9 protein-coding genes are annotated in these 11,990 nt (G+C 68.3%); 3 read left to right on the top strand and 6 right to left on the bottom strand.

Going from position 1 to position 11,990, the window contains the following annotated elements; all coding sequences use genetic code 11:
* Positions 1-3: 3 nt before the first annotated feature.
* The 3 genes from rsmG to AAME72_RS07190 all read left to right on the top strand — a co-directional run bounded on the left by rsmG (position 4) and on the right by AAME72_RS07190 (position 4,232).
* Positions 4-633 (top strand): 16S rRNA (guanine(527)-N(7))-methyltransferase RsmG, encoded by a 630-nt coding sequence (rsmG, locus tag AAME72_RS07200; RefSeq protein WP_348789556.1) that lies wholly within the window; start codon positions 4-6, stop codon positions 631-633.
* 1,746 nt (positions 634-2,379) lie between these two features.
* Entirely contained in the window at positions 2,380-3,297 is a 918-nt protein-coding gene (locus tag AAME72_RS07195) for an AAA family ATPase (protein ID WP_348789555.1), read from the top strand.
* Positions 3,297-4,232: a ParB/RepB/Spo0J family partition protein gene (locus tag AAME72_RS07190; protein WP_348789554.1), complete on the top strand. Its 936-nt coding sequence runs from the start codon at positions 3,297-3,299 to the stop codon at positions 4,230-4,232. Before AAME72_RS07195 ends, AAME72_RS07190 begins: the two co-directional genes overlap by 1 nt.
* Before the next feature lie 31 nt (positions 4,233-4,263).
* Here AAME72_RS07190 and AAME72_RS07185 read toward each other — a convergent pair whose 3' ends face one another.
* The 6 genes from AAME72_RS07185 to AAME72_RS07160 all read right to left on the bottom strand — a co-directional run bounded on the left by AAME72_RS07185 (position 4,264) and on the right by AAME72_RS07160 (position 11,982).
* Positions 4,264-5,217 carry a D-alanine--D-alanine ligase gene (locus AAME72_RS07185; RefSeq protein WP_348789553.1) on the bottom strand — a complete coding sequence of 318 codons (954 nt, stop codon included), beginning with the start codon at positions 5,215-5,217 and terminating at the stop codon, positions 4,264-4,266.
* A gap of 13 nt (positions 5,218-5,230) precedes the next feature.
* Positions 5,231-6,553 carry a PLP-dependent aminotransferase family protein gene (locus AAME72_RS07180; RefSeq protein ID WP_348789552.1) on the bottom strand — a complete coding sequence of 441 codons (1,323 nt, stop codon included), beginning with the start codon at positions 6,551-6,553 and terminating at the stop codon, positions 5,231-5,233.
* A gap of 134 nt (positions 6,554-6,687) precedes the next feature.
* Complete coding sequence (gene trxA / locus AAME72_RS07175) at positions 6,688-7,014, bottom strand: thioredoxin (protein ID WP_348789551.1); 327 nt, start codon at positions 7,012-7,014, stop codon at positions 6,688-6,690.
* Positions 7,015-7,028: 14 nt separating this feature from the next.
* On the bottom strand, positions 7,029-8,015 hold the full coding sequence (gene trxB / locus AAME72_RS07170; RefSeq protein ID WP_348789550.1) for a thioredoxin-disulfide reductase: 987 nt from the start codon (positions 8,013-8,015) through the stop codon (positions 7,029-7,031).
* Positions 8,016-8,099: 84 nt separating this feature from the next.
* Entirely contained in the window at positions 8,100-9,707 is a 1,608-nt protein-coding gene (gene murJ / locus AAME72_RS07165; RefSeq protein ID WP_348789549.1) for a murein biosynthesis integral membrane protein MurJ, read from the bottom strand.
* Positions 9,700-11,982 (bottom strand): DUF6049 family protein, encoded by a 2,283-nt coding sequence (locus AAME72_RS07160; RefSeq protein WP_348789548.1) that lies wholly within the window; start codon positions 11,980-11,982, stop codon positions 9,700-9,702. Before AAME72_RS07160 ends, murJ begins: the two co-directional genes overlap by 8 nt.
* Positions 11,983-11,990 lie beyond the last annotated feature (8 nt).

The raw sequence follows: 11,990 nt of genomic DNA, 5'->3' as shown, positions 1-11,990 counted from the left end.
ACCGTGACGGAGGCAGTTGAGGCCGAGCCTCAGGCGGCGGCCGCATTGTTCGGCGATCGCCTTGAGGTCGCTCGCGTGTTCGCAGCGAATCTCGCCGAGCAGGGTGAGGAGCGCGGTCTGATCGGACCGCTCGAGCTCCCGCGACTCTGGTCTCGCCACATTCTCAACTGCGCCATTGTTGCGCCACTGCTCCGACCCGGACGCGTCGGCGACGTCGGAAGCGGTGCGGGCCTACCGGGCCTGGTGCTCGCGATCGCTCGACCCGATGTCCATTTCGTCCTGATCGAACCGATGGAGCGACGAGTCGCCTGGCTCACCGAGCAGACCGATGAGCTCGCCCTGGACAACGTCGCCGTGGTCCGGGCCCGGGCCGAAGAGGTGAAGCTGGATCAGCCCCTCGACCAGGTGACGGCGCGCGCGGTGAGCGCGTTCCGGAAGCTGATCCCGTTGACCGCTCCCCTGGTCCGGGACGGCGGCGAGCTCGTCCTGATGAAGGGTGCGGGTGCCGCTGCGGAGATCGAGGCGGCCGGCAAGGAGATCCGGAAGTTCAAGCTTCGCGATCCCGAGGTTCTGGTGCTGGGTGAGGGTGTTCTCGACGACGTCACACGCGTGATCCGCGCGACCGTGCGCTGACAGACGACGCGCAGAACGCCTCTGACACACGCGAAGCACGCGCTTCGCGTGTGTCAGACGCGCAGAACGCCTCTGACACACGCGAAGCACGCGCTTCGCGTGTGTCAGAGCCATTCTCCGGGCCGGATTCATGAAGCGGACCGGCGAAAATCGGCCCGGAACCGGCCGTGATCCGACTCCTTTGCAGGGGACCACGCGCGGTATGCGGAGTTTTGGGGCGCGTGTGCGGCGTCGTTGCGATCTGCCGGTGATTGTTCGTTCGTGCGGTGGATCGAACCGGAACGTTCGCGCCGAGCACGACCGCCCGTCGCAGTACCCCCAGCGATCCCGTCACCTCCGGCGTCCCCGTCGGTTCGGATGCGCACCATCCGAAGGCACGCGCGTGGCGTGCACCATAAGACAGCGGGCTTTCAAGCCTGGGAGTGAGACCTTCGTCCCTAGACCCTGGTTCGCTTGCGGGCGCCGCCGACCCCTCCTTCGAAGGCCGCTTCGCGGGTCAACCGCCATCCACGCGCGTACCGATGACGATCCGCGAACCGGCGCTGGTCGCGGCGGTTGTGTCGGCGCCGCCATCGGTGCTTCGCACTCTTCGCGTGCGCGGCCTCGAGACCCTGCCCATCCGTGAGTTGACGGTGTGACGCATGGCGCCCCTGAGTGCGCCGCCGGGTGATGTCGGTTGCACCTGGAACCGGATGCAGATGCTGCCATGCATTCCTGCGCTGACGAGCTGCGGCGTGTAATTCGTGCGGCGAGCACTCCGGGCCGTTGGTACGCGGCGCGGGAATGGTGCGCGTTGTGACATGACGCGACGTGCCCAAGTGAATGTTGCTCCCCGACTAGGCGAGACTTCGCTCCCTGGCGCAGGTTTCACGTGAAACGCGATGGCCGCTGCGGGATGCGCAGCGTCGCTGACCGTACGCGCATCGATCGCACAGCGTGCGCCGTTGGGCAGTCCTGTCGCATTGCGCAAGGGGCGCTGCGGCCTGTCTCCGCTGCGGTGCGGCGCGGTGCGGTGTGATGCGGCGCGGCCCGTCTCCGCTGCGCTGCGGCGCGACACGGTGTGATGCGGCGCCCCCGTCCCCGCGGCGTTGCGGCACGGTGCGCCACGCGTGGGCGCGGGCCACTGGGTTGCGGCTGACGTTTCACGTGAAACAAACCGGGCGGGGTGTTCCGCGATGGATACCGGCGTAGCTGGTGGCCCGGCAGGGTGCCGAGGCTCCACCCGGCTATCCAATCGCGCGCGATGCTGCGCGATGGTGGTCGGTTCCGTGCGAGTGACTGCGCGATGATGGCGATGGTGGTCGGTTCCGTGCGAATAGCTGCGCGATGATGGCGCGATGATGGTGGCCACTCCCATGTGAAGGAGGGCGCAATGATGGTGGCCACTCCGTGTGAAGGAGGGCGCGATGGTGGCCTGTTCCGCGCGTCAGTAGCTGCCAGCCATGAGATGACGCCCCTGGCTCTGCGCGCAGCGCACGTCGACTCCATCCAATACGACCATGTCGATGACGGCCTGTCGCCCAGCTCGTTTCACGTGAAACATGTACTTGGCTGCGTTGCCTGGGATTCAGGGTGCGCGCGCTCCCCCGGTCCTCCCACAGCCATTTCCCGGACAAATCCTCTCATCGCGGCGATCGTCAGACTGTCGTCGGATGCGCAAGATAGAGTTGTCACGTGGTGCGCTTCATGTGTGCCGATTCCCGATAGCGGCTCTGCCGTGTACCAGATCGAGCGACGAGGTTTCACGTGAAACAACCGGATCAGGATGTCCCCGAGGAGGCGGGCACGACCGCCTTCGACACGTCCACTCCGTTGGCGCGGGAGATCCAGGATCTCGCTCGCCGACGGAAGGCGATCGCCTCGGAGACACTCCCCCTGCCCGCCCGGACGCGCGTCTTCACCATCTCGAACCAGAAGGGCGGGGTGGGAAAGACCACGACGGTGGTGAACCTGTCCGCCGCGCTCGCGAAGTCGGGCGCACGTGTGCTGGTCATCGATCTCGATCCCCAGGGAAACGCGTCCACCGCGCTCAGCGTGGAGCACCGCGAGGGTACTCCGAGCGTCTACGACGTGATCGTGAACGACAAGGAACTCGACGAGGTCATCCAGAAGAGCCCGGAGTTCGACGGCCTGTTCGTGATCCCCGCGACGATCGACCTCGCCGGCGCGGAGATCGAGCTGGTTTCCATGGTGGCTCGCGAACAGCGTCTCTCGCGCGCGCTCAACAGGTTCCTCGATGAGTACGACATCGACTATGTCCTGATCGACTGCCCGCCGTCGCTGGGTCTGCTCACCATCAACGCCTTCGTGGCGGCGACCGAGGTGCTCATCCCGATCCAGTGCGAGTACTACGCGCTCGAGGGCCTCAGCCAGCTGCTGAAGAACATCCAGCTCATCGAGCGCCACCTCAATCCCAAGCTGCGCGTGTCGACCATCCTGCTGACGATGTACGACATCCGCACGAATCTGGCACACCAGGTCGCGGAGGACGTGCGAGCGCACTTCCCGAACGAGGTGCTCGACACGATCATCCCCCGCTCGGTCCGCATCTCCGAGGCGCCGAGCTACGGCCAGAGCGTCATCAGCTACGATGCCAACTCGTCCGGCTCGCTCTCCTACCTGGAGGCGGCGGCCGAACTCGCAAGAAGAGGAGCACCCCGGTAATGGCAGCCAAGCGCACTGGATTGGGTCGCGGCATCGGTGCCCTGATCCCGACGACGGACCAGTCGGCCCGTCCCGTCGACGTGTTCTTCCCGTCGTCCTCGCCGGCACCCGCCGACGAGCTCGTCGCCGTACCCGGTGCACGTCTCGCGAGCCTCTCCCCTCTCGACATCGTTCCCAACGCCGTGCAGCCGCGCACCGAGTTCGATCGGGAGGCGCTCGACGAGCTCGTCGCCAGCATCCGTGAGGTCGGGGTGCTGCAGCCGGTCGTCGTTCGGCCACTGGCTGGTCAGCCCGACAAGTACGAGCTCATCATGGGCGAGCGTCGCCTTCGTGCGACCAAGGAGCTCGGTCTGGCGAGCATCCCCGCGGTGATCAAGGACACCGCCGACGAGGACATGCTGCGGGACGCGCTCCTGGAGAACCTGCACCGCTCTCAGCTGAACCCACTCGAGGAAGCCTCGGCGTACCAACAGCTCCTCGCCGACTTCGGCATCACCCAGGAGGAGCTGGCGACACGCATCGGCCGGTCGCGCCCCCAGATCACCAACACGATTCGCCTCCTGAAGCTGCCGGCGCCCGTGCAGACCCGCGTCGCGGCTGGCGTGTTGAGCGCAGGTCACGCGCGCGCGATCCTCTCCGTGGGCGACGATGAGGACGCCATGGTGCGCCTCGCCGACAAGATCGTCAACGAGGACCTTTCCGTCCGCGCTGCGGAGGCGGTGGCGAGCAAGGAGCCGAAGCCGGCCCGAACCAAGGCGACCGCGGGGAAGCACCGTGGACACCTCGACGAGGTCGCGGAGAAGCTCGGCGACCGCCTCAACACCCGCGTGAAGATCACCCTGGGCGCACGGAAAGGCCAGATCGTCGTGGATTTCGCGACGATCCAGGACCTGAACCGGATCCTCGAAGAGATCGGCCAGCCCAGCTACAGCTGAGCCGAACGTTTCACGTGAAACTCCGGTCGCCTCAGCCCGCGATAGCCGCCGTCGCCAGCGCGGCGTAGACGGCGCCGAGGTCCCTGCCGGACGCCGCGATCGCCTGGGGCATGATCGACGTCTCCGTCAGTCCCGGAAGCACGTTCGCCTCGAGGAACCAGGGTGTCCCGTCGGCGTCCACGATCAGGTCGATCCGCGAGAGATGCCGCAGGCCCAGCGCCGTGTGGGCGGTCGTCGCCGCCTCGGCGGCCGCGGCGGCCACGTCCGGCTCGAGCCGCGCTGGAACGTAGAAGCGCGTCTCGCCCGCATTGTAGCGGGCATCGAAGGTGTACTCCCCCGCGATCGGCTCGATCTCCACCGCGGGAAGCGCCTCGGGCCCGTCACCGGTGTCGATCACGGCGATCGACACCTCGACACCCGCGACCTTCCGTTCGATCAGGGCGACCTCGCCGTAGGTGTACGCGTCAACCATGGCCCGCGGCAGTTCTTCCGCCGAGTCGAGGATGGTCACGCCCTGCGCAGAGCCGCCCTTGGCGGGCTTCACGACCAGCGGCAGGCCGAGTCCGTCGAGAACGGTAGCGAGCACGCTGTTGGCGCCGAGCTCACGGAACGTCTCCTTGGGCAGGGTGATGGAGGCGGGCGTCGCGATGCCTGCGCGGGCGACGATCGCCTTCGCCGTTGGCTTCGACCAGGCCAGACGCGAGGCGTCCATCAGCGACCCGACGAACGGAACGCCGGAGAGCTCGAGCAGTCCGCGCAGAGCACCGTCCTCCCCGCTCGCCCCGTGCAGCGCGGGCCAGATGACATCCGGCCGGCTCTCGGCGACGAACGCCAGCAGAGAACCATCGGGTTCGCGTACCGTCACGTGATGGCCGAGCGACGCGAGTCCGTCGGCCACGCGGCGACCGCTGCGCAGCGAAACGTCCCTCTCGTGGGAGATCCCACCGGCGAGTACGACGATGTCGAGTGCCTCTTTTTCGGCCATGATCAGCTCTTTCTCAGCGGAGGTCTGTCGGAGGGTTCGGGGAGGTCCTTGACGGGCGCGACGCGGTGAGCGGGCCCGTTCCGGCGAAGGTGTCGAGCAGATCCTGCTCGCCGTTGATCACGGTGGCGAGGCGGCGGATCCCGACCCTGATGTTCTCCGGGGTCGGATAGCAGAACGAGAGCCGGATGTTCTGCGCGCCCGAACCGTCCCCGTAGAAGGCCGTGCCGGGTGTGTAGGCCACAAGCTCGGTCACCGCGCGCGGCAGCATGGCCTTCGAGTCGAGATGCGGCGGCAACGTGAGCCAGACGTAGAACCCGCCGTTCGGGTTGGTCCAGGTGAGGTCGGGCAGGTGCTCCTCCAGCGCCGAGATCATCGCCTCCTTGCGCTCACGGTACACGCCCCGGAAGGTGTCGATCTGGCCGCGCCAGTCGGCGTCCCGCAGGTACTCGGAGATCACCAGCTGGCTGAACGAGCTCGGGCTGAGGACGGCCGCCTCGTTGGCGAGGATGAGCTTCTCGCGGATGGCGTGGGGTGCGAGCGCCCAGCCGACGCGGAAGCCGGGCGCGAGAGTCTTCGAGAACGTGCCGAGGTACACGACGCCGTCGCGCTCGACGGACCGCATCGCCTCCGGCGGCCTCTCGCCGAAGTAGAGCAGGCCGTAGGGGTTGTCCTCGAGCACCAGGATGTCGTTCTCGCGCGCGATCTCGAGGATCTCGAGCCGGCGCTCCCACGAGAGCGTGACCCCGGCCGGGTTGTGGAAGGTCGGCACGGTGTAGAGGAACTTGACCCGGCGGCCGGCTGACTTCAGGCGGGCGATGTGCTCGCGCAGCGCCTCCGGGATGAGCCCGTGCTCGTCCATCGGCACGTGGTCCACCTCCGCCTGGTACGAACGGAAGATCACCATCGCCGTGACGTAGCTCGGGCCCTCGGCCAGGACGACATCCCCCGGATCGATGAACAGCTTGCTGAAGAGCTCGAGTGCGTGCTGCGAGCCGGTAGTCACCACGACGTCGTCGGCGCTCCCGCTGATGCCCTCGAGCGCCATGACGTCGAGGATCTGCTCGCGGAGGGCGGGGACGCCCTGGCCGGAACCGTACTGGAGGGCGACCGGTCCCTGCTCGCGCATGACGCGGTCCATCGCGCCGACGACGAGATCCTCCGGGAGCGCCGCGACGTACGGCATGCCGCCGGCCAGCGAGACCACCTCGGGGCGGCTGGCGACGGCGAACAGGGCTCGGACCTCACTGGCGGCCAGGCCGCTCGTGCGCTGCGCGTAGTGGTGATACCACGGGTCCAGATTGTTGCCCTGCTGCCGCGGGCTGCCCTGTTCAGTCACGGATCGATCCATTCCTCACGTCGTTCAGCAATGCTATGGGGGTGGTGCATCCCCGCCGAAATCGGGGACGTCCGTGTACGAAAAAGACCCGCCCGGCGGGTGAGCGCCGGACGGGTCTGAAGAAGACGGTCGCGCTACGCCAGGTAGGCGGCCAGGTCGGCTTCGAGGGCGGGCTTCGGCTTGGCGCCGATGACGGTCTTGACGACCTCGCCACCCTGGTACACCTTCATCGCGGGGATGGAGGTGATCTGGTACTTCGCGGCGGTCTGCGGGTTCTCGTCCACGTTGAGCTTCACGATCTCGATCTTGTCCGCGTGCTCCGCGGCGATCTGGTCGAGGATGGGGCCGACGGCGCGACACGGGCCGCACCACTCCGCCCAGAAGTCGACCAGGACGGTCTTGTCGCTGTTGATGACGTCCTGCTCGAAGCTGGCGTCCGTGACCGAACGTGCTGCTGACATTTTCTTGATTCTCCTTATGCGGTGGTCGTGAGTTCGAGGTCGCCGGATGCGCCGTCGGAGGCGGCGTCCAGCAGGTCCTTGGGGAGGGTGGTCAGGTAGTGCTCCGCGTCGAGAGCGGCGACCGTTCCCGACGCCGCGGCGGTGACCGCCTGGCGGTAGCTGGGGTCGATGACGTCTCCCGCAGCGAACACGCCCGCGACCTTGGTCTTCGAGCTGCGTCCGGCGACCGCGATGGTGCCGTCCGACGTCAGGTCGAGCTGACCGTGGACGAGGTGGACGCGCGGGTCGTTTCCGATCGCGATGAACAGGCCCTGGATCTCCAGCTCGCTCTGCTCACCGCTCTCCAGGTTGCGGAGAGTGACGCTCTTCACCTGCTCGTCGCCGTTGATGCCGACGACCTCGGAGTTCCAGACGAACTCGATCTTCTCGTTGGCGAAGGCGCGCTCCTGCATGATCTTGGAGGCGCGGAGGCTGTCGCGACGGTGGATGACGTAGACCTTGTCCGCGAAGCGGGTCAGGAAGGTGGCTTCCTCCATCGCCGAGTCGCCGCCGCCGACGACCGCGATGGTGCGCTCGCGGAAGAAGAAGCCGTCGCAGGTGGCGCACCAGGAGACGCCGTGGCCGGACAACCGCTCCTCGTCCTCGAGCCCGAGCTTGCGGTACGCCGAACCCGTCGCGAAGATCACGGACAGTGCCTGGTGCACCGCGCCGGAGCCGAGAGTGACGGTCTTGACGTCACCGGTCAACTCGACGGACACGACGTCGTCCAGGACGATCTCGGTGCCGAACTTCTCGGCCTGGGCCTGCATCTTGAACATCAGGTCCGGACCCATGACGCCGTCCGGGAAGCCGGGGAAGTTCTCGACATCCGTGGTGTTCATCAGTTCACCGCCGGCCTCGACGGAGGAGGCGATCAGCAGCGGCTTGAGGTTGGCGCGAGCCGCGTAGATGGCCGCGGTGTAACCGGCTGGGCCGGAACCGATGATGATGATCTGCCGCACAGCGGAACTCCTTGTGATCGAGTGGCCGCCCCGTCGCGGAGCTGCCGACCTGTAGAACACATCCTAGGCGGATGCTATTCCGTGTCACCTGTGCGTCGAGGAACGCGCAGGAAGGCGGTTCAGAACCGGTTCCACGGCGGCCTCCAGGTCGGAGGATCGGAGGATCGCGAGGAAGCCGACGTAGACGATCAGCATGACGACGCCGACCACCAGCGACGCGACGATGGCGGGGATCGGTCCGCTCACCGGGAACGAGCCCGGCTCGACGCCGCCGAGGATGACGAGGAAGCCGGCGCCGGCGATCAGTGCGGCCAGGCCGGCGACGAGGAACCGCCACAGTCCGCTCACGATGCGGCGGCCATCCACTCCCCCGGTGCGCCGGCGCAGCAGCGCGAACGCGAGCACCGCCTGCACGACGCTCGCCAGCGAGACGACCAGCGCGACCGCCGCAGCGCGGAGGTCGGCCGGCACGGCGAAACAGGCGAGCACGCCGACCACGATCACGATCGACTGAGCGACGGTGAAGAAGAAGGGCGTGCGGGTGTTCCCGAGCGAGTAGAAGGCGCGCTGCGCCATGAACACCAGCGAGAACGGCACGAGGCCGATCAGGTAGGCGATCAAGACGTTGCCCATCGCCTGGTAGGAGGACGTGAAGACGCGGGCGACCGGATAGGCGATCACGATCAGCACGACGGAGGACAGGACGATGAGGAACATGATGGACCGAGCTGCGCGGGAGAAGTCGTCGCGGAACTCCGCGACCGAGCCGCGATGGGCGTGCTCGGCCATCCGGGTGTAGAAGGCGGTGACGATCGACACCGCGATGATGCCGTGCGGGAGCATGAAGATCAGCCAGGCGTTCGACATCACGAACGAGCCTGCGTACGCCTCGCCGGCCGAGTTCGCCACGTTCGTCTCGACGAGCCCGGCGAGCTGGGAGACGATGAGCATCCCGAACGTCCATCCCGCCGCCCTACCCGCGGAGCCGAGATTCACGCCGCGCCAGCCGAAGTCGAAGCGGAACCGCAGGCCGACGCGCCGCCAGAAGACGAACAGGATCAGCGCCTGCACCGCGACACCGAGCGTGGCCCCGCCGGCGAGCAGGGCGATCATGCCGGGCGTCCAGGTGCTGTGGGCGTTCCCGCTGCCGAACGCGCCGAAGCTGACGATGAACACGGCGAGCATCACGATGGCGACGATGTTGTTGACGACAGGCGCCCACGTGAACGGGCCGAACGACTTGCGGGCGTTCAGCACCTCGCCGAGCAGCGTGTAGAGGCCGAGGAAGAAGATCTGCGGGAGCGACCAGTACGCGAACGACGTGGCGAGCTCCGCCTGCCCGCCGCGCAGGCCGTACAGACGCACGAGCACCGGCGAGAGGAACGTGGCGACGACCGCGACCGCGGCGAACACGACGATGCCGAGCGTGACGAGTTTGTTGATGTAGGCGCGGCCGCCGTCCGGGTTCACGGAGGCGCGGACGATCTGCGGCACCAGGATCGCGTTCAGGATGCCCTGGGCGATGATCGCGTAGACCGTGTTCGGGACGATCGTCGCCGTCCCGTACGCGTTCGCCGCGAAGCTGATCGCGCCGATGGCCTGCACGAGCAGCCAGGCCTTGGCGAAGCCGAGCAGGCGCGAGACGAGGGTGCCGGACGCGAGCATCGCGCTCGCCCGGCCGACGCTAGCCATCCGCGCGGTCCTCCGGGCCGTCGGTCGGCGCAGGCTTCGCGTCGTCGGCAGGCGTGGCGTCGTCCACCGGCTCGGCGTCGTCCGCAGGCTCGCTGTCATCCCCCGGCTCGGCGTTGGCGGCATCATCCGCCTTCTCCCCGCGTCGCTGCGAGCGGCGGCGCAGGATGTTGCGTACGATCCCGAAGCCGAACAGCAGGACCAGGAGGCTGCCGAAGATCAGGGCGCCGATGCCCTCCCAGTCGGCGTGCACATCCACGGTCGCGTAACTGGGGTAGCCGATCGGGACGCCGGCGGGGCTGTAGAGCTGGAGCGAAAGGATGACCTGGCCGTTGCCGACGCGAGCCTTGACGGGCACCAGGACGGTGACCCGCGAGTCCTTCGGGATGGTCTTGGTGGTCGGCTGGTCGATCTCCAGGCGCCCGTTGGACGGTGACGCGCTGAGGACGATCGTCGCCTCTTCGTCCGGGAGCTCATTGCTCACGGTGAAGGGGATGGAGCCCTGTGCGCTCACCAGGTTGATGTTGTCCGTGGGCAGGATCTTGATCGAGTGCAGGGTGTCGTCGGTGGCGGCGCGGCTCTTGGTCACCGCTGCCGTCCAGTCGGCCCGGGGATTCAGCCAGGACACGGCGAGCAGAGACAGCAGCTGCGCCCGGGTGCGCCCGACCAGGGTCGAGGGGTCCGTGAGCACGGAGGCGAAACCGTCCAGCGCCTTCTCGTCGTCGAGGAGCCCGCGGATGGCGTCGATGCGCGCCTGGCTCTCCGGAGCATCCGTGAGCGCCAGCTGGGACGACTGCGCCGCCGTGAGGAGGGTGGGGAAGGTGCTGGGGGTCGACCAGGGAGAGGTGAACAGGGAGTCCAGCGTCCGCTGCAGCTGCGTCCCGCTCGACGGCCAGGAGCGATCCATCGCGAGGAGCAGATGGTGCGGCGTGGAGTCCTCGCCGCTCACCAGTTGGAGCTGCGCGTTCAGGGTGGACATCGCCGAGTTCCAGGCGAGATCGCTCGGAGCGGAGACGGCGGCGCGGAGCGCGTCCGAGAGGCCCTGGTCCGAGACGGCGAGCGTGCTCGCGCCGGAGCGGAGCGCAGCGTTCGGCGTGCCGTCGAGGCTCGCGGCGTTGGTGTTGCTTCCCGAGACGATGGCGGTGCCGAGGCCGGCGGCGGCGAGCGGTGCGAGATCGGCGGCCCGCAGGGTCTTGTCGCCCGGCCAGGCGACGCCCTTCAGCGAGTAGTCCCAGGCGAGCAGCTTCTCCAGCGTGGGGAGCTCTGGGCCGGCGCCTGCCGTCGGCGTCGGGCTGGGAGTGGCCGTCGGGGTGGACGTCGTGGATGGCGGTTCGCCGATGGAGGTCGGGGCCGGCGTGAAGTTCCTCGGGTCCAGTGCGTAGCCGAGCGCCGTCGGGCCGAGGGGCGCGGCCAGCCCGGACTGGATCTGGCCCGCGACGTCGGCATCCCCGTACTGCAGCGCGAAGGTGTCGTTCGGCAGCGAGGCCAGACGGTCGAGCCAGGCGGTCGCCGTGGGCGGTGCTGCGTTCCCCAGCACGCGGATCGACGCGATGATCATCGGGTCGATGCCGACCGTTACAGTGCTGTGGTCGGCGAGGCCGTCGAGATCCCGTGTGAGCACGCCGTTCGGTTCGGTGTACGTCGCCAGGTCGTCGGAGGAGATGAGACCGCTCGACGTGGAGGGACTGACGATCGGCATGACCACCGCCACCGCCGAGCGCGACGTCGGTTTCCCCGTCGACCAGACGACGGAACTGCGCGCCTCCGCCACCGACTCCCCGGCGTCGACGGCCGCGCCGATGCCGAACACCGCCGACTGGGGGTGGGAGGAGAAGGGGAGGGCCGCGGCGGGAACGGTGACCGAGACGACGCTGCTGGACCCCGGCTCGAGCGTCGGGAGGGCGACCCTGCCCAGGGTCTTCTTGTCGGCGACGGCATCCTTCGACACCAGCCACGCGGAGAGCCCGGTGCGCGACGACTGCGGCTCCGGGTCCAGCCAGACGGTTGCGGAGCCGGAGCTGTACGCGGTGTCCGTCGGATTGGTCACCGTGACCGAGACGAGCAGGGGACGCCCGGCGGACACCACTCCCCCGTTGTCGGCCGTGACCGTCGCCGTGAGCCCCGGTGCCGCCGCGGAGCGCGCAGACGCCACCGGGGCGGCGGCCGTCGCGGCGGACGCCGGGCCACCGCCGGAGAAGAGGGCCGTGGTCGCCAGCACCGCGCTCACCAGCGCAGAGGTGAGTCGCGCACCCCGGAGGGTGAGGCCGGGTACGCTCATGCGACGAC

The organism is Leifsonia sp. NPDC080035, assembly GCF_040050925.1.
Lineage (GTDB): Bacteria > Actinomycetota > Actinomycetes > Actinomycetales > Microbacteriaceae > Leifsonia.
This window is presented reverse-complemented; position numbering and strand designations above follow the sequence as displayed.